19 protein-coding genes are annotated in these 17105 nt (G+C 54.8%); 4 read left to right on the forward strand and 15 right to left on the reverse strand.

The window, feature by feature from the left end; all coding sequences use genetic code 11:
- Window positions 1-5 precede the first annotated feature (5 nt).
- The 4 genes from F556_RS0109715 to ald all read right to left on the reverse strand — a co-directional run bounded on the left by F556_RS0109715 (window position 6) and on the right by ald (window position 3643).
- Entirely contained in the window at window positions 6-1181 is a 1176-nt protein-coding gene (locus tag F556_RS0109715; protein ID WP_020616749.1) for a phosphopentomutase, read from the reverse strand.
- A complete protein-coding gene (gene xerD / locus F556_RS0109720) occupies window positions 1178-2110 on the reverse strand; it encodes a site-specific tyrosine recombinase XerD (protein ID WP_020616750.1) in 933 nt (310 codons plus the stop codon). Before xerD ends, F556_RS0109715 begins: the two co-directional genes overlap by 4 nt.
- 72 nt (window positions 2111-2182) lie before the next feature.
- A complete protein-coding gene (locus F556_RS0109725) occupies window positions 2183-2416 on the reverse strand; it encodes a DUF4227 family protein (RefSeq protein WP_020616751.1) in 234 nt (77 codons plus the stop codon).
- Window positions 2417-2503: 87 nt separating this feature from the next.
- Window positions 2504-3643 (reverse strand): alanine dehydrogenase, encoded by a 1140-nt coding sequence (ald, locus tag F556_RS0109730; protein WP_020616752.1) that lies wholly within the window; start codon window positions 3641-3643, stop codon window positions 2504-2506.
- Window positions 3644-3950: 307 nt separating this feature from the next.
- Between ald and F556_RS33635 the strand changes: the two genes are divergently transcribed.
- Window positions 3951-5132, forward strand: a complete 1182-nt coding sequence (locus tag F556_RS33635) for a S8 family peptidase (protein WP_020616753.1) — start codon at window positions 3951-3953, stop codon at window positions 5130-5132.
- On the opposite strand, the gene F556_RS0109740 is transcribed toward F556_RS33635, so the two are convergent.
- The 5 genes from F556_RS0109740 to F556_RS0109760 form a co-directional block, all read right to left on the reverse strand.
- A complete protein-coding gene (locus F556_RS0109740; RefSeq protein ID WP_020616754.1) occupies window positions 5113-6084 on the reverse strand; it encodes a 2-hydroxyacid dehydrogenase in 972 nt (323 codons plus the stop codon). The genes F556_RS33635 and F556_RS0109740 overlap by 20 nt on opposite strands.
- Window positions 6085-6183: 99 nt before the next feature.
- Window positions 6184-6645, reverse strand: a complete 462-nt coding sequence (gene fur / locus F556_RS0109745; RefSeq protein ID WP_020616755.1) for a ferric iron uptake transcriptional regulator — start codon at window positions 6643-6645, stop codon at window positions 6184-6186.
- A 161-nt stretch (window positions 6646-6806) separates the two neighbouring features.
- The gene (gene spoIIM, locus F556_RS0109750; RefSeq protein ID WP_020616756.1) at window positions 6807-7442 is read right to left on the reverse strand and encodes a stage II sporulation protein M; all 636 of its coding nucleotides are present in this window, start codon (window positions 7440-7442) and stop codon (window positions 6807-6809) included.
- Window positions 7443-7513: 71 nt separating this feature from the next.
- Window positions 7514-8710 (reverse strand): endonuclease Q family protein, encoded by a 1197-nt coding sequence (locus tag F556_RS0109755; RefSeq protein WP_020616757.1) that lies wholly within the window; start codon window positions 8708-8710, stop codon window positions 7514-7516.
- Window positions 8710-9267 (reverse strand): NUDIX domain-containing protein, encoded by a 558-nt coding sequence (locus F556_RS0109760; protein WP_020616758.1) that lies wholly within the window; start codon window positions 9265-9267, stop codon window positions 8710-8712. The genes F556_RS0109755 and F556_RS0109760 overlap by 1 nt, the downstream gene beginning before the upstream one ends.
- A gap of 86 nt (window positions 9268-9353) precedes the next feature.
- Between F556_RS0109760 and mciZ the strand changes: the two genes are divergently transcribed.
- Complete coding sequence (mciZ, locus tag F556_RS37055) at window positions 9354-9512, forward strand: Z-ring formation inhibitor MciZ (RefSeq protein WP_020616759.1); 159 nt, start codon at window positions 9354-9356, stop codon at window positions 9510-9512.
- A 74-nt stretch (window positions 9513-9586) separates the two neighbouring features.
- Here the strand turns inward: mciZ and F556_RS0109770 are convergent, their stop codons facing one another.
- Window positions 9587-10714, reverse strand: coding sequence for a M20/M25/M40 family metallo-hydrolase (locus F556_RS0109770; protein WP_020616760.1), 1128 nt, complete (start codon window positions 10712-10714; stop codon window positions 9587-9589).
- 110 nt (window positions 10715-10824) lie between these two features.
- Here F556_RS0109770 and prli42 point away from each other — a divergent pair, with 110 nt between their 5' ends.
- Window positions 10825-10920, forward strand: coding sequence for a stressosome-associated protein Prli42 (gene prli42, locus F556_RS37700; protein WP_020616761.1), 96 nt, complete (start codon window positions 10825-10827; stop codon window positions 10918-10920).
- On the opposite strand, the gene lipB is transcribed toward prli42, so the two are convergent.
- The 5 genes from lipB to lpdA form a co-directional block, all read right to left on the reverse strand.
- The gene (gene lipB, locus F556_RS0109780; RefSeq protein ID WP_020616762.1) at window positions 10909-11601 is read right to left on the reverse strand and encodes a lipoyl(octanoyl) transferase LipB; all 693 of its coding nucleotides are present in this window, start codon (window positions 11599-11601) and stop codon (window positions 10909-10911) included. The genes prli42 and lipB overlap by 12 nt on opposite strands.
- Before the next feature lie 27 nt (window positions 11602-11628).
- Complete coding sequence (locus F556_RS0109785) at window positions 11629-12939, reverse strand: dihydrolipoamide acetyltransferase family protein (RefSeq protein ID WP_026297209.1); 1311 nt, start codon at window positions 12937-12939, stop codon at window positions 11629-11631.
- A gap of 64 nt (window positions 12940-13003) precedes the next feature.
- Window positions 13004-13987: an alpha-ketoacid dehydrogenase subunit beta gene (locus F556_RS0109790; protein ID WP_020616764.1), complete on the reverse strand. Its 984-nt coding sequence runs from the start codon at window positions 13985-13987 to the stop codon at window positions 13004-13006.
- A 3-nt stretch (window positions 13988-13990) separates the two neighbouring features.
- Window positions 13991-15022 (reverse strand): thiamine pyrophosphate-dependent dehydrogenase E1 component subunit alpha, encoded by a 1032-nt coding sequence (locus F556_RS0109795; protein ID WP_020616765.1) that lies wholly within the window; start codon window positions 15020-15022, stop codon window positions 13991-13993.
- A 99-nt stretch (window positions 15023-15121) separates the two neighbouring features.
- On the reverse strand, window positions 15122-16549 hold the full coding sequence (gene lpdA, locus F556_RS0109800) for a dihydrolipoyl dehydrogenase (protein WP_020616766.1): 1428 nt from the start codon (window positions 16547-16549) through the stop codon (window positions 15122-15124).
- A gap of 157 nt (window positions 16550-16706) precedes the next feature.
- On the opposite strand from lpdA, the gene F556_RS0109805 reads away from it, so the two are divergent.
- Window positions 16707-17006, forward strand: coding sequence for a DUF2627 domain-containing protein (locus F556_RS0109805; protein WP_020616767.1), 300 nt, complete (start codon window positions 16707-16709; stop codon window positions 17004-17006).
- Window positions 17007-17105 lie beyond the last annotated feature (99 nt).

Consider the following 17105-nt stretch of genomic DNA (forward strand, 5'->3'; position numbering starts at 1 on the left):
TCCTCCTATTTCAATTCATCTAAAAAGCTTGTTCCCCTGCCTGTTCCGGCTATGCCAAAATTGTCAGCAATCGTTGCTGCTACATCGGCAAAGGTCGAACGGGTGCCCAGCGCTGCCGGCTGACGCAGCGACGGACTGTATACGAGCAAGGGCACGTATTCCCGTGTATGGTCTGTACCAGTATGCGTCGGATCATTGCCGTGATCAGCGGTGACGATGAGAAGATCCTCTTCCCCAGTTGCCGCTGCCAGCTCTGGTAGCTTGCGGTCAAACGCCGCTAACGCTCCTGCGTAGCCAGCCGGATCCCGTCGGTGACCATAGAGCGAGTCAAAATCAACAAGATTGGTAAAGAGCAAGCCTTGGAATGGACGACTCATTGCATCCAGCGTCTTGTTAATCCCGTCTTCGTTGCTCTTGGTCGGCATGGATTCAGTAATTCCATGGCCGCTGAAGATGTCGTTGATCTTGCCAACAGACCACACATCGTAGCCCCCCTCCGCCAGACGATCCAGAATCGTTGGTTCAGGAGGCGAGACGGCATAGTCATGCCGTCCGGACGTTCGAGTAAATGCGCCAGGTTGTCCGATGTAGGGTCTGGCGATGACACGGCCAACGGCAAATCGAGGCTCCATCGTCAGTTCCCGGGCGATCTCGCATGCACGGTATAGCTCTTCGAGTGGAATCACATCCTCATGGGCGGCGATTTGAAGCACACTGTCTGCGGAAGTATAGACGATCCAGGCTCCCGTCTCCATCTGCCGCGCACCCAGCTCATCCAGAATCTCGGTTCCGCTGGCCGGCTTGTTGCCGATGACAGGGCGTCCGGTCTGTTCTTCGAAGCGCGTCAACAGCTCCGCCGGGAACCCGTCCGGGAAGGTCTGAAAGGGCACATCGATACGAAGGCCTGCGAGCTCCCAGTGACCCGTCATGGTGTCTTTGCCTACCGACGCTTCAGCCATCTTCCCATACGCAGCCAACGGCTTGCCCTCCGGCGTCCAGTCATGTATCGGAGCAATATGGGCCAGTCCCCATTCTCGCAGTCTCGGAAGATCAAAGCCGGGATTGCTGGCTGCAATGGATCCTAGTGTATGTGTGCCTTCGTCCCCAAAATCCGCACTGTCTGGCAGTGCGCCAATTCCTACGCTGTCTAAGACAATGACAGTTATTCGTTTGAATCTCATGATTGTTCCTCCTTCTGGTCCGAAGCTCTCGCACGAATAACAGCTCGGGGATGCGCCTGATCATACACATCCTTCATCCGAACCTTGCCTGTCCCCATATACATCTGAGTGGTCGAGATATCGGCATGGCCGAGCATCTCCTGAACCGCCCTCAGGTCTGCTCCTCCATCCAGGAGGTGGGCTGCAAAGGCATGACGCAACGAATGCGGTGTGATGTCGGCGGCAATGCCTGCAGCCTGGGCATGTTTCTTGATGAGCTTCCAGAATCCTTGTCTGGTCATCCGGCTCCCTTGCTGGTTCAGAAACAGGGCATCGCTGCTTGCACCGGAACGCAGCAGTTGCGGTCTGACCTCATCAAGATAACGCTGCAAGGCCAGCATGGCGCTCTCCCCGATCGGAATGATGCGCTCATTGCCATTATTGCCAGTACACCGGAGAAAGCGCAACTCCAGATGAAGGTCTTCCACATCCAGCATGATCAGCTCCGTTACCCGGATGCCTGTAGCATAGATCAGTTCCAGCATCGCCGCATCACGACAGCCCGGTCCCTCGCTCCGGTCCGGTGTCTCCAGCAATCGATGAATTTCATCGACCGTCAGAATATGAGGACGTTTCTTCTCTTGCTTGGGTGACTCCAGTTCAATGGACGGATCTTGCATTAGCTGCCCACTACGGATTAAATAATGAAAGAAAGCCCGCAGCGAAACAATGGTCCGGGTAATGGTGGCACTGGCCCGTCCTTTCTGCCTGAGATGGAGCATGTAGCGGGCCATATGATGACGACTGATGGATGAAATCTCCTGCACGCCGGCGGCTTTCATATAATCGACAAACGTCGTTACATCCCGGGTATAGGCGTCCAACGTGCTGGTGCTTAATCTGCGTTCAGCGGCCAAATATTCAATAAAAGATTGTACTTGCACTTCCACACAACCGTTCCTTTCACCAAAGCGTTACCCTACTATTCCACATCCCGCCCCCGGTTTCCTGCTGAAAAAAAACTACTCTCCCATCCAATAAAACCACTGCAAGCGTTCAAGCATGCTTCGGTAGTCCGATGCCGGGGAATCGGCCTGGAACACCTTAAGCGCTTGCCCATGTGGAAGTGCATAGGGATTGGCGGGGTTTACCCATTCCGCAGCCCAGCGATACAATGTCACAGCAATGACCGTCAACATCACAAACAATACCAGAAACTGAATCACCGACCAGCATTTGCGCAATGAAATAATCATCGGATTCCCTCCGGTCACAGGTTGTCTTCTTATCACAGTATGACCTTGGGCACGGGAATAGTACCCTGGAGGGCTGGGGTTAAGTCTCTAGGAACCGGGAAAGGTCGAAGGTGAAACCGCCTGCTCGATTGGCATATAAGGCAAGCCTACGCCCTCTGCCACCTGCAGATAGGTTACATGTCCCTTATGGGTATTCACGCCTTTGCGCAGCGGCTCATTGACGGATATTGCTGCTTCCACGCCTTTGTCGGCCAACTCAAGAACATAGGGAAAGGTCACATTGGTCAGCGCCAGTGTGGAGGTTCTCGGAACGGTGCCCGGCATATTGGCGACCGCATAATGCAGAACGCCATGTTTGATATAGACTGGCTGCTTGTGCGTCGTCACCCGGTCGATCGTTTCAATTGAACCGCCTTGATCAATGGCTACGTCAACGATGACGGCGCCCTTCTTCATCGTCTGCACCATCTCTTCGGTCACGAGCCGCGGCGCGCGCGCGCCAGGGATCAGAACCGCACCGATCAATAGATCTGCCTTGCGGACGGCCTGACTAATGTTATACGGATTGGACATCAGCGTTCGAATTCGCCCGCCCCATTGTTCATCAATATAGCGCATCCGTTCGGCGCTGCGCTCCAGAATAACGACGCTAGCCCCCATACCGAGCGCCACACGGGCTGCATTGATGCCGACGATGCCGCCCCCGATGACAATGACCTCAGCCGGAGGAACACCTGGAACACCACCAAGGAGAATTCCCCTTCCGCCATAAAAAGCCTCAAGAAATTGCGCGCCGACCTGGACAGCCATCCGTCCGGCGACCTCACTCATCGGTGTCAGCAGCGGCAGACCGCCGCCTGGCAATTGGATTGTCTCATAGGCAATCCCTGTTACTTCTTGATCTGCCAATGCCTTCGTTAGCTCCGGAGCGGCCGCAAGATGGAGATACGTGAACAAGATCAGCCCCGGGCGAAAATATCCGAACTCCTCGGGTAGTGGCTCTTTGACCTTCAGAATCATGTCCGCCTGCTGCCACACCTGGGCTGCTTCTGGAACAATGATGGCCCCTTCCTGCTCATACAACTCATCCGCAAATCCGCTGCCTTCGCCTGCGCCTTGCTGAACCAGCACCTCATGTCCCGCCTGCCGCAGCATGCCGGCTCCGGCCGGAATCAGGGCCACGCGACTTTCATTGCTTTTGATTTCGGTTGGCACGCCTATCCTCACGTTGATGCACCCTCCTCTGCTTAAGTGGTTGCCCCACAAAGGCGCCTATGGTCACGGATCGATCTTCCGATCGCTGTTGTCCCCGGATTTCTTGATTGTTAACCGCTCTAGCGATTGAAATCCGGGGACAAAGGCGAACGCTTCGCTTCTCCAGATTCGATTCCGTGCCTCTTTGGCCCTTCGGGGTCAACCATCCCTCCTCAGTAATCTAATTCAACTCGCTCGATAATATGTATGGGGACAGATACCTATGCCACTTCGCCCTCCCCTGCCATATGGTAGGGTATCGAGTTCAGGAGGGATCTCTTTGACGCATCTCGGAACGATTCTATGCCGCTGTGCCCGGCATAAGCCGTCGAAGCACACGGCCAGACAGCTGATTGTTTTTCATAAGGAAGCCGATTGCCGTGCCTGCCATGCTCATCTGAGCAAGCAAGGTGTGCAAGCAATCAAGCATGTGAAAGGGTCTTCGATGCTGTGCTGTCATCTGGACACGCGCGTCTCGTGGGAAGGACTGCGTAATCATCCAGCCGTCCGGTATGTTGAAGCAGACCGCAGGGCCACAGCACATCCGGCCGCCGGTGTACTCAAGATCGCCAAAGCCACGGCTCCCCGCGTCACCTGGAATATCCGTCAGGTGCAGGCGCCGCGCGTCTGGCCTGTAAGCCGGGGCGAGGGTGTACGCCTGGCTATCGTCGACACCGGCATCGCGCGCCACCCGGATCTGCGGATTGCCGGGGGAATCAATACATTAGGCGGCCGTTCCTACTACGATGACAATGGCCATGGTACGCATGTGGCCGGGATTGCCGCAGGACTGGGTGCCCATGGCGGGCAGGCAGGGGTGGCTCCACGTGTCCGGCTCTATGCCGTCAAGGTTTTGGATAGCTACGGCTTCGGCTTCATTTCAGATATCGTCGAAGGCATTGATTGGTGCATCAGGAATCGGATGCAGGTGATGAATATGAGCTTCGGCCTGGAGCCAGGCGTGCGCAGCCGGGCCCTTCGGGATGTGATCCGGCGCGCGGCCCGCAGCGGCATCGTCATGGCAGCATCAGCGGGCAATGCCGGAGTGGCTTCAGGCGGTATCGATTCGCCTGCCAGCTATCCCGAGCCGATTGCTGTCGCAGCGTCTACCCGCAGCGGCCGCGTTGCAGCATTAAGCAGTCGTGGCAGCGGGATTGGTCTGACCGCACCCGGTCAGAACATCCGCTCGACGTGGCCGGGCGGCGGCTACAAGATTCTCTCCGGTACCAGTATGGCCACACCCCATGTGGCTGGCGCGGCTGCCTTGCTGCTGAGTGCCAAGCCGCGGTTGAATGCGAAGCAAGTCCGGCAGGCATTGGAAACGAGCGCCAAGCGGTTGCGGGGAGCGACCAGCATCGCCGAGGGCCGAGGATTGTTGCAGAGCGCCTGCGCCCTACAGCGCACGCTGCCTTGCAGTAATCGCTGTGCACGCCGTCAACGGGCTAAGGTTGCAGCTCCTTGACGATATGAACGTCCTCGCCGCCACGCAAGGCTTCCACGAGATTGCGGGCGGCGAGCATGGCCATGTCAAATCGGGTAGCTGCCGTAGCAGAACCAATGTGAGGGACAAGTACGACTTGGTCCATCTGGAGCAAAGGATTGTCTGCCGACACCGGCTCCTGGTCAAATACATCCAGTCCCGCACCCGCAATTGCGCCAGTGCGCAACGCTTCAATTAAGGCCGCCTCGTCTACGGTTTGTCCCCGCGAAGCATTGATAAAGAAAGCGGTCTGTTTCATTTTGGCAAACGCTTCTGCCCCAATATAGCCTTCCGTATCTTTGGTAAGCGGGGTCATCAGCACAACAAAATCCGACTGCTCCAGCAGCTCGTCCAGCTCCAGATAGGTGATGTCCAATCGTTCTTCGGTATCCGGCTTGCGGCTGCGGTTATGATAAACCACATTCATGTCAAACCCCAGCTTGCCACGTTGCGCAATCGCTTCACCAATACGCCCCATTCCGATGATTCCCAGCGTTGTATGATGGACATCAGTACCGAACAGGTTGACATCACTGCCCTTTACCCATCGGCCGGCCCTTACGAAACGGTCCAGTTCGGCAATACGACGGGAAACCGATAAGATCAGGGCAAATACCAGATCTGCTACGGTAGCATCCAAGACATAAGGAGTGTGTGTCCCGATTACACCCTTGCGCTTCATGGCATCAATGCTAAAGTTGTTGTAACCGACAGACATGTTGCTGACTACCTTCAAGTTGGGCAGCTTCTCCAGCAGGGCTTCATCCACCCCGACACCTGTAAGCAGGATGCCTTCGGCAGCCTGTGCTTCCTGTGCCAGTTGTTCGGTGGTGATGGAGCGCTCCCCTCCCCATTTGCTCACTTCACAATGCTGTGCGAGGTATGCCTCTGCTTCTTCTGGCAGTCTCGCCGCCACATAGACCTTTGGCTTCATCTTGAACGCCTCCCTGATTCATTTCACGGTTATGTACTTGCCTAGTATAGCACAAACGGCCTGCCCACCCCCCAACGGGGGTGGAGCAGGCCGTCAAACTTACGATGGTTCTTTGTTGTCATTCTTGTCTCGGCAGCGTCTGCAGACGCCCTGAAAATCTAATCGGTGATCAATCACCGAGAAGCCGTATTCTTCTTCCAAGCGCTCCTCCAGCGGTCCAAGCCAATCGTCCATAATCTCATCCATTGTACCACATTGTACGCAGATCAAATGATGATGGTGATGCTTGTTCGAATCCGTACGCAAGTCATATCGCGCAACGCCGTCTCCGAAATTCATCTTCTCGACCACATGAAGCTCGCTCAGCAGCTCCAATGTGCGATAGACCGTTGCAAGACCAATCTCCGGCGCCTTGTCCTTAACAAGCATGAATACATCCTCCGCGCTGAGATGATCCTCTTCGTTCTCAAGCAGCACCCGTACGGTTGCTTCACGCTGTGGAGTCAACTTATAGCCCTGAGATTGCAGCTGTTGTTTGATTTTATCGATTCGGGCTTCCATAATGTCCCCCCCTGCGTCCATACCGTGCCCATACTAGCGGGTGTTCAAACGTCCTCGTGCAAATGACCGAGCTTTGAAACACACACTTCTAGCAAACATTTGTCTTCATTATAGGGGCAAAACGCAGGGAAAGTCAATTGCTTTGACACCGAATTCCAGCTTCAGGAGCCCGTACTTAAGAATCCGGAGGCCCAACTCATCAGATGCGGAGAGAGATAGGCTTCCAGTAGTGCAGCAGCCCATAATGCCGCCAGCATCATAAACGCGATTGAGGCATGGGAAAGGAACGGATGACGAAGCTTGCCCTGCCTTAGCATGAGACGCTGCTTCACCAGATGGATTGAGAACGAGATCGACGAAACGCTGACGATCAGCAAAGCAGGCAGCACAATAAGGTTGGGCGGGGCTACGGACAGCAAAGAGAATAATACTCCGTGCCAGCCATGACCTTGAATCAGTATCCCGACAGTAAAGCCGATTAGCACGCCTTTGAGAAAGTCCAGCGCCAGCACAAGGGGCATACCGATGACGGAGATGCCAAGCAGCCAGATCAACACCAGCCAGCGAGTATGCAGCCAGGCTCGGTCCCAGAAGGATTGGACTTGGTCCGGCCCCATGCCGGAGCTGAGCATTTGCACAAAATGATTCACATCGCCAGCGAGATCCTCCTGCTGTTCCAATGTGAGGGCATGAACCATTAAGGTACCGAAAATAACGCCGACGACCAGGAGCACAGATACGAATACATACAGAGACAGCTGGTCCTTGACCAGCGGCTGCAGCCAGGATGATTTCATGCGACCCACTCCTACACTTGTCCGGATACTCCAGTGTATGAGCCGTGCCCTGCTACTATGTCATTTGGCCCTCAGCGCCCCTCCGTAACCTTGCCGTAACGGCCGCCTCCGCCGGAGCTGACGTGCAGTTCCCCTCGGCGGGCCGCTGCCACCAGCGCGCCTGCGCTCTTCCCAGCGGCAGCTGACAGCTCATCCAGATCGGCGTGATGGAGAATATCCATCTCCGTTCCAAAACGTCCGAGCAGCTTCTCCAGCATGACAGGGCCAATCCCGGGCATAAACTCCAGCGGCACTTGATATCTGTAGGGTGGGCGGTTCTCGGGCACATAGGCCTCCTGACGTCCGCTCAAACGAGCCAATTGCTCAATTCGGTCCATTACGCCCCGTACCAGCTTGCGCCCGCCGCATTGTGGACAGCCGTCCAGCGCTATTGTGTCTTCTGCTGGCACAATACCACAGGCTTTGCACCAGGTACGGTGATATTTGCCCAGTCTCGGATTGAGTCCATAGTTGGCCTCTATGCTGCGTCCCTGTTGATGTGTCAACGCCAACCTCAGCTCGCTGAAGCTGGCTTCAGCGAGCAGCAATTCATTATATTCCCGCCCGATACGGGAGAGGGAGTGTGCATCCGAATTGGTCAGGAACGGGTAGGCGTCCAGTTCCTCGATCCAGCCCGCCATCCGGCTGTCTGCGCTCAGTCCCAGCTCCACTGCATCGATCAGCTCCAGGTCCAGCACCTCGGCGATCCGGTCTGTACTGCTGCCCAGCAGACTCTTGTGGGGTGTGAAGATATGAGCGGGAATGAACAGGCCGCCTCTTGCCTTCACCTCTGCCTGCAGGTCTCTACCCGAGACATAAATACGCTGGGAACTGAGATTGACGTTGCGCATGTACCTTGCCATCCACTTCGTAAAACTCTGCATGTCTGCGAAGCCGGGCAAATAGCACAAATAATGGGCAGGTCCACGAGCGCCGTCGTCATACACCTCTATTTCAGAGCCAAGCAGAATGGTCGTGTTGCGGTAACGGATGCCCCCACCTTGAACTTCGGACATCTCGCCAGACTCCAGGAGTGCTGCAATATCGCGCTGCACGCCTGGTGCATGTGCATCGATGACGCCAAGGAGCGAGATGCCCTTGCGCACTGCAGCCTCATGAGCGATGGCTTGGAAGGTCAATTGATTGCTGGCGCTGATTTTAACCGGCTCTCCCGCGGAGGTCCGTCCGATATGCAGATGCAAATCGGCAAAAATCTGCTGAAGCGTCATCAAACGGCTCCTGTCAGGCGATACCGCTCCCAGGCATAGACCGCCATGATCGTCTTGGCATCGCTGATCCGCTCTTCCTGAATGTAGCGCTGCGCTTCCTCAAAGGTAATGGCGCTGACCGCCAAAAACTCCTCTTCGTCCAGCTTCATTTCGCCCTTCTCCAACCCTTCCGCCCAATAGAGATAAAGCTTCTCATCGGCAAATCCAGGTGAGGTGTAGAAGGCGCTGATCAGCTTCATGGAACGGGCGCGGTATCCGGTCTCTTCCTCGAATTCGCGAAAAGCCGCCGCCTTGGGATCCTCACCGGCATCCAGCTTGCCTGCCGGAATCTCCACTTGGAACTTCTCCATCGGTTTGCGGTACTGCTCGACAACGAGCAGCTTATCCTCCAACAGGGCCACGATGGCCGCTGCACCAGGATGACGGACAATCTCACGAGTGGCCGTGTCGCCATCCGGTAACCTGACCGTATCCACCTGCAGGGTGATCACCTGTCCGTCGAATACCGGTCTTGTGGAGACGGTCTCTTCTCGCCATAGCTCGGGTCTTTTTGTCATTAGATCATCTCTCCTTTGTTCAACAGGCATACTTGTCCCGCTGGTACATATCTATTAGTACAGTACATTTCACAGGGGGAATTGGAATGAAACGAGAAATGAGCGAACAGCAGCTGCGAATTGTAGGCAAGGCCTGGGAGGTTCGCCATACCCTGCGCAAGCTGGCACGTTCCGGCGGGCAAGGAGCGACATTGCGCGGCTATCTCCAGCAGAGCGGAAAAGCAAATTCCGCCAAAGCCAAATAGGATTCTGCCATTAGCCCTGCATCAAAAACAGGTCAACCGCAAGCGTCTGCGATTAACCTGTCTTCGAATGGCAACTACGCCGAAGCTGCCCGCGTAATAATCTCCACGACCAACCGGGCGGTCTTCGCCAAATCCTCCACCTTGATCTGCTCCTTGGTCGTATGGATATGCTCATAGCCTACGGCCAGATTGACGGTTGGAATACCAAAACCATTAAAGATATTCGCGTCGCTGCCGCCGCCAGAGTGGAAGGTTCGTGGCGTACAGCCAATGGCGGTGATCGCTTCAGATGCCAAGGTAACCACTTCATCATTCTCTGTATAATTGAAGGCCGGGTAAATAATCTCGCTCTCAAACTCGGCTTGCGCCCCGTAGTCGTTTGCTGCACTCTCTAGCGCACCGCGCATCGCATCCACCTGCTTATCCAGCTTATCCTGGACAATACTGCGCGCCTCGGCATCCAGCGTGACATGATCACATACGATGTTGGTTGCGCCGCCGCCTTCAAAACGGCCGATATTCGCGGTCGTTTCTTTGTCGATTCGTCCCAGCGACATCCGCGAGATGGCTTTGGCTGCCACCTGGATGGCACTGATTCCGTCCTCCGGATTCACGCCCGCATGAGCTGACTTGCCGATGACCTTCATTGTAATCTTGGCCTGTGTCGGAGCAGCTACCGCGATGTCACCGATCTCTCCATTGGAATCGAGGGCAAACCCGAGCTCAGCGTGCAGCCGACTCGGATCCATCGCCCGTGCGCCATACAGACCGGCCTCTTCTCCGGCCGTAATAACGAACTGTACCGGCCCGTGCGGCAGGTTATTCTCGCGAATCACCGCGATCGCTTCCAGCATGGCGGCGATTCCTGCCTTGTCATCAGCCCCGAGAATTGTTGTGCCGTCACTGCGGATATACCCGTCACTGTCGAGCTGGGGCTTGATGCCTTTGCCTGGAGTGACCGTGTCCATATGTGAGGTGAAGAAAATCGGCTTGCCGCCCTGTCCGTCAGCTGGCTTCAGAGTAGCGAACAAATTGCCGGCACCGTGCCCAGTCACAGCGGCTGTGTCGTCCTCTTCCACCTCAAGACCCAGCTCAGCGAAACGTTTGGTTAGCACCTTGCTGATTTCTGCCTCGTTTCTCGTCTCGCTGTCCACCTGGACAAGTGCCATGAAATCCTTCACTAAACGATCTTTATTGATCATAGACTTTCCTCCATCCCTGTTGTTCGTATACAATAGAAACATATGGGCTCGAGCTACTGGTCATGCTTGATGCAATCTATCTCGATAACTTGTCCGAAAGGAGACCGATCATGCAGAACAACAAATGGATAAAATTAGTGGTCTACCTCATCATCGCTTCTATGCTGCTGTCTACATTGGTGATGGGTATCGGCCTAATCCTGTAAGCGGCCCGCCGTGACGCCAAAGATACGGCAGAAATGCGGCAGCACTTCGTCTGCCGCCTGCCGCAGCGTCAACTCGCGCCCGCTCAGCTCAGCAAGCGAGGTCACCCCGTATTGCTGTATTCCACACGGAATGATGCCGGCAAACCCGCTCTCGGCAAGCCCTGCATGCAGATTGAGCGCAAACCCGTGACTCGTCACGAAGCCCCTGCGATGACGGCATTTGTTGAACTTTACACCGATCGCCGCAATTTTCTCCTCGCCTACCCACACCCCTGTGTACTCTTCCTTGCGTCCTCCCTGAATCCCATACGTCTCCAGCCAATCAATAATGACTTGTTCCAGATCACGCAGATAAGCATGCAGGTCCAAACCTACGGAATCCAGATACATGAGCGGATAGCCGACAAGTTGGCCCGGACCGTGATACGTAATGTCTCCGCCACGATCAATCTGGAAGACCTCAATCCCCCGTTCCGCCAGCTGTTCCTCGGACAACAACAAATGCTCCGGATGCCGCTGCGAGCCGATGGTATAGGTCGGCGGATGCTGTACAAGCAGGATCGTTTCGTCCTGCTTGCCCTCATCGATTTCCCGAACCCGTTTTTTTTGTAAATCCCACGCTTCGGCATACCCGATCATCGGGTAGTAATGGGCGTCCAGCACCCGATCCGTCGTACTCATGTGCACATACCCTCTTCAGGTGCAGTTTTAGTAAAGCTTGGTTTCCAGGTTGTAGCTCTCCAGATTCTCCTTGACCCGCTGCAGGAACCGTCCGCAGATTACGCCGTCCAGAATCCGATGATCCAGCGAGAGGCAGATGTTGGCCATGGAGCGAACGGCAATCATATCATTGATGACAACCGGACGCTTGACGATTGATTCAAAGGACAGAATGGCGGCTTGCGGATAGTTGATGATCGGATACGACAGGATGGAGCCGAAAGAGCCGGTGTTGTTCACCGTAAACGTCCCGCCTTGCAGGTCGTTCAGTGTGATCTTGCCTTCCCGTGTCTTGCGTGCCAGATCATCAATATCGCGGGCCAGACCGGCAATGGTCTTGTGGTCCGCATTGCGAATCACCGGGGTCAGCAGGGCATCCTCTGTCCCGACAGCCAGAGAGATATTAATATCGCGCTTCACGATAATTTTATCTACAGCCCAAACCGAGTTCATAATCGGGTAGTCTTTGATCGCATTGACAACAGCCTTCATAACGAAGGCCAGATAGGTGAGGTTAACACCTTCCCGCTTCGCGAACTCTTCCTTCATCTTGTTGCGGAGCACGACAATATTCGTGACATCTACTTCAATCGTTGTCCAGGCGTGTGGAATTTCGGTCACACTTTGCCGCATGTTCCGGGCAATCGTATTACGGATCGGAGTAACATCAATAAAATACTCGCCCCGGCGGCCATCGGATTTTTCCTCGACCTCGACTTCCGGCACGCGTGGCGGTTCCGTCAGATGGAGACCGGTCGTACGCAAAGCCATTTTCGGATCCAGACTAACATCGGATGATGCATCTGCGCGGCCGCGCGGATTGCCATCAATATAGGCCAATACATCTTTGCGGGTGATGCGTCCGCCGAGCCCCGTGCCTTTGAGCGCTGTCAGCGGGACCTGATGTTCGGCAGCCAGCTTTTGCACAGCAGGCGAATACCGGTGTCGCATCGATTGGTCAGAATCCTCTGACGGATCTTCATCGCCGCTGACCCTGCTGACCGTTTCTTGCCCGCCACCGGCGCTCTGAGGAGGTGAGCCCGTACCTTCTGTCTCAATAAGACAGATCGGCGCGCCGACATCCACTTTTTCACCGTTCCCAACAAGAATCTTGACCAGCTTGCCCTTGACTGTCGAAGGCAGCTCTGCATTCACCTTATCGGTCAACACCTCGCAGATGGGCTCATACACCTCGATCTCATCACCGGGCTGCTTGAGCCATTTGTCGATTTGGGCCGAGACAAGCGATTCGGCTAGCTGCGGCATGACGATTTCCGTCAACGATTTCATTGTCTTCATCTCCCGTGCATTTGCGGCTTAGACCGCAATAATCTGTTCCAGACTTCTCATTTCTATGGTCATGCTAGTATAAAGCCAGATGCTGCATGGCCTTTTTCACTTTATCCTTGTTCAGCATATAGAATTTCTCGCCGGGCGGATTAATTGGCATCGCCGGCACATCAGGCGGCGTGAGGCGCATAATGGGCGCGTCCAGCTCGTACAGCAGCTCTTCCGCGATGATGGCAGCGACCTCTGCACCGACGCCGCCCGTCTTATTGTCTTCATGAATAATGAGCACTTTGCCTGTCTTGCGGACTGCTTCGAGAATCGCTTCTTTGTCCAACGGCTGGATGGTACGCAAGTCCAGCACGTGGGCCGAGATCCCTTCTTTCTCGAGCTCGGCCGCCGCCTCCATTGTGTAATGAAGCGGCAGACTATAGCCGATAACCGTCAAGTCATCGCCTTCGCGCAGCACGTTGGCTTTGCCGATTGGGACAATATAATCATCATCGGGAACATCGCCAGTTATCAGTTTATAGCATTTTTTATGTTCGAAGAACAGGACTGGATCGGCATCCCTGACTGCTGCCTTGAGCAAACCTTTAGCATCATACGCAGAATAAGGGGCAACAATCTTCAGACCGGGCGTACCGAAGAAAACCGACTCCGGACATTGGGAATGGTACAATCCTCCGAAGATGCCACCGCCGATAGGTGCACGGATGACTATCGGGCATGTCCAGTCGTTATTGGAACGATAACGGATCTTGGCCGCTTCGCTAATAATCTGGTTGGTTGCAGGGAACATAAAATCCGAATATTGCATTTCGGCAATCGGCTTCATCCCATACATCGCCGCTCCAATGGCAACGCCAGCAATTGCAGACTCTGCCAGCGGCGTATCCATAACCCGGGTATCTCCAAACTGCTCCAGCAATCCCTTGGTTGTCGTGAAGACGCCGCCCTTGTGGCCGACGTCCTCGCCAAGTACAAATACATCTTCATCACGCGCCATCTCTTCGGCCATAGCCAGTCGGATCGCATCGATATATTCCATCTGTGGCATGCGTTATGCTCTCCCTTCTCCAGCCTGGTCCCCGTATACATGCAGGAGGATATCCTCCGGCTCCGGGAAAGGCGCCTCATCACCATAGGCGGTCGCGTCATCGATCGCCTCGCGAAGCTGGCGCAGCAGAGCCTGCTCACGCTCTTCCGACCAGATCCCGCATTCCGTCAAATAGCGCTTGAATTGCATAATACCGTCCTTGCCGCGATGTTCATCGACTTCCTCTTTGGTCCGGTACATCAAGTCGTTATCCGATGTGGAGTGCGGAGAAATTCGGTACATCAGCGCTTCAATCAACGTCGGCCCCTCACCTGCTACTGCCCGATCACGAGCCTGTTTGACCGCTTCATATACGGCAAGCAGGTCATTGCCGTCTACCCGAATGCCGGGAAACCCATAGCCTGCCGCGCGATCACTAATACGGCCGCTGATTTGTTTGTGGAGCGGAGTCGAAATCGCATATTGATTATTCTCGCACATGAAGATAACAGGCAGCTTGTGCACACCTGCAAAATTGGCGCCTTCGTGAAAATCCCCCTGGTTGCTGGACCCTTCCCCAAACGTGACGAAGGAAACAAAAGACTTGCGCTTCATCTTGGCAGCCAGTGCCAGTCCCACGGCATGGGGAACCTGGGTCGTAACGGGAGAAGAACCCGTCACGATGCGCAGCTTCTTGCTGCCGAAGTGTCCGGGCATCTGGCGACCTCCGCTGTTGGGGTCTTCCGCCTTGGCAAAAACAGAGAGCATCAGATCTCGCAGGGTCATGCCAACGGACAGCACGAAACCATAATCGCGGTAATACGGCAGATAGTAATCTTGATCTCGGTCAAGCGCGAAAGCTGCACCGACTTGGGCAGCCTCCTGGCCAATACCTGAGACATGGAAGTTAATCTTACCGGCACGCTGAAGCAGCAGACAGCGCTCGTCAAAAGCTCGGGCCATCAGCATCTTTGTATACATATCGACGGCCTGATCATCAGTCAGGCCCAGCTCATGATGTCTGAAGGTTTGTTTCACAGATCCAGATTGGGTCATACAAGTGTCCTCCTTCAGTAAATAAACTGGCACACAATTGTTACCAGGTACTAAGACTAGGTATTGCCTATTATAAACCTTCCCCGGCAAAAAAGATACTTAATATGCCAAGGCATGGCCGTCTACGGCCAACATCGCTTCGCCTAGTGCTTCCGATAAAGACGGATGAGGGCGGATGGCTTGGGAAGCTTCCCAAGGCGTTGCATTAAGCAATTGCGCGAGTGCCGCCTCTGAGATCATGTCGGTTGCGCCCGGACCGATAATATGTACACCCAGGATATCACCTGTAGCCCGGTCTGCAATCACCTTGACGAACCCCTCTGTCTCGCCGCGGACCCATGCCTTGCCAATGGCAGCAAACGGGATCTTCCCTGTCTTGATTTCGTAGCCTCGTTTGGCGACCTCATACTCTGTGTATCCAATAGAGGCAATCTCCGGACGGCTATAGATGGCCCTCGGAACACGGTGTGCCTCCAGAGGCTGCGGCGCGAGTCCACAAATATGTTCCACGGCAATAATGGCTTCATGAGCTGCTGCGTGTGCAAGCTGCAACCCGCCATTAACATCGCCGACAGCATAAATATGCGGCTCCGATGTCTGCATCATGCTATTGACAGGAATAACGCCGCCTTCCGTCCGCACGTCGGTATTCTCCAGACCGATTCCCTGTACTCTGGCATCTCTACCAACAGATACGAGTACACGTTCAGCCTCCAGCTGGACGCGGCCAGCCTCTGTGTCAACCTGGATACTGACCTGCTCCTCTGTGGTCTTGAAGGTGGACAGATCGATCGTAATGCCTGTCAGCACGCGGACGCCTCGCCGCTGCAGCAGCTTGTCCGCCTCTGCCGACACTTCGGCGTCTTCCCCGGGCAGTAATCGGGATGCTGCCTCAATCAAGGTGACATCTACGCCAAAATCGCTCATCATGGAGGCCCATTCAACACCGATGACCCCGCCGCCAATAATGAGCAATGAGCGCGGCAGCTCCTTCATGACGATTGCATCATCACTGCTCATGACCTTGTGTCCATCCGGCTCCAGCCCCTTCAAGCGGCGGGGCTTCGATCCTGTAGCCAGAATCAGATGCTTGGACACGACCGTCTCCATCTCTCCATCCTCAAGCTCAACCGCGAGCGAGCCGCTGCGCGGGGAGAAGATCGAAGGGCCGATCACTCTTCCCTTGCCCTGAATAATGGGGATTTCATGCTTGCGCATCAAGGACTGCAAGCCTCTATGCAACTGGTCGACCGTCTCCTGCTTGCGGGCCGACACACGGGTATAATCCAATTCTATACGATCGGCAGACACATGGATGCCATAGCGCTCCGCTTGTCTGACCGTCTGATATACTTCTGCGCTGCGAAGCAACGATTTGCTAGGGATGCAGCCCTGATGAAGACACGTGCCGCCTAATCGTCCCATCTCTACAACCACTACTCGCTTTCCCAGCTGAGCAGCACGGATGGCAGCCGTATATCCGGCAGGTCCGCCACCCAATATAGCAATGTCTACCTCTATCGTCATGTATCACGCCTCCACATTCAACCTACGGCTATCATTCTTTTCTATTGTACCTGTTTTCAGAGAGGCAAGCAAAACGTCTTCATTGGACAGGAACAGGGCAATCGGGTTATGATAGTGCTAGCTGCTGCTTGGCAGTTTTGTTGGAGGAGGAACGGAAATGAGATTGTTAATATCGCGTTTTATTGCGGTATTGCTGCTCGCCATTCCCGGTGTCGCAGCAACGTATGGATTCTTAGCTATGAAAAATGCAATTTTTGATTACTTTTCAGCTTTTGGTAATGATCTGATTAATCCGTCTTTTGGTTGGATCCGATTCATCATAGGCGCCATTTTATTTTTGGCAGGGATTGCTTTTATCGGTGGCTGGATTTTCTTCCGCGACCGCAAGCGCAACTACCTGTCATCCCGCTTCAAGCCCAAGCGACCACGCCCACCGAGGCCGGATCAATCTTCATAGCATACGTACAACATACAAATGGATGGCTCCATGACGGAGCCATCCATTATTCGTGTGTGCTGATATAAGTGTGTGGACGGGCAACTATCTTGGTTGAGT

It is taken from the genome of Paenibacillus daejeonensis DSM 15491 (assembly GCF_000378385.1).
Taxonomy (GTDB): domain Bacteria; phylum Bacillota; class Bacilli; order Paenibacillales; family Paenibacillaceae; genus Paenibacillus_D; species Paenibacillus_D daejeonensis.

Bases quoted from the DNA above. Each gene is read 5' to 3' on its own strand.
- fur (WP_020616755.1), bottom strand. From the start codon at position 6,645: ATGGAAGCCCGAATCGATAAAATCAAACAACAGCTGCAATCTCAGGGC.
- F556_RS0109715 (WP_020616749.1), bottom strand. From the start codon at position 1,181: ATGAGATTCAAACGAATAACTGTCATTGTCTTAGACAGCGTAGGAATT.
- F556_RS0109725 (WP_020616751.1), bottom strand. From the start codon at position 2,416: ATGATTATTTCATTGCGCAAATGCTGGTCGGTGATTCAGTTTCTGGTA.
- F556_RS0109740 (WP_020616754.1), bottom strand. From the start codon at position 6,084: ATGAAGCCAAAGGTCTATGTGGCGGCGAGACTGCCAGAAGAAGCAGAG.
- F556_RS0109755 (WP_020616757.1), bottom strand. From the start codon at position 8,710: ATGACGCTTCAGCAGATTTTTGCCGATTTGCATCTGCATATCGGACGG.
- spoIIM (WP_020616756.1), bottom strand. From the start codon at position 7,442: ATGAAATCATCCTGGCTGCAGCCGCTGGTCAAGGACCAGCTGTCTCTG.
- F556_RS0109785 (WP_026297209.1), bottom strand. From the start codon at position 12,939: ATGAAGACAATGAAATCGTTGACGGAAATCGTCATGCCGCAGCTAGCC.
- F556_RS0109805 (WP_020616767.1), top strand. From the start codon at position 16,707: ATGAGATTGTTAATATCGCGTTTTATTGCGGTATTGCTGCTCGCCATT.
- F556_RS0109770 (WP_020616760.1), bottom strand. From the start codon at position 10,714: ATGATCAATAAAGATCGTTTAGTGAAGGATTTCATGGCACTTGTCCAG.
- F556_RS0109760 (WP_020616758.1), bottom strand. From the start codon at position 9,267: ATGACAAAAAGACCCGAGCTATGGCGAGAAGAGACCGTCTCCACAAGA.
- F556_RS0109795 (WP_020616765.1), bottom strand. From the start codon at position 15,022: ATGACCCAATCTGGATCTGTGAAACAAACCTTCAGACATCATGAGCTG.
- mciZ (WP_020616759.1), top strand. From the start codon at position 9,354: ATGAAACGAGAAATGAGCGAACAGCAGCTGCGAATTGTAGGCAAGGCC.
- F556_RS0109790 (WP_020616764.1), bottom strand. From the start codon at position 13,987: ATGCCACAGATGGAATATATCGATGCGATCCGACTGGCTATGGCCGAA.
- lpdA (WP_020616766.1), bottom strand. From the start codon at position 16,549: ATGACGATAGAGGTAGACATTGCTATATTGGGTGGCGGACCTGCCGGA.
- lipB (WP_020616762.1), bottom strand. From the start codon at position 11,601: ATGAGTACGACGGATCGGGTGCTGGACGCCCATTACTACCCGATGATC.
- prli42 (WP_020616761.1), top strand. From the start codon at position 10,825: ATGCAGAACAACAAATGGATAAAATTAGTGGTCTACCTCATCATCGCT.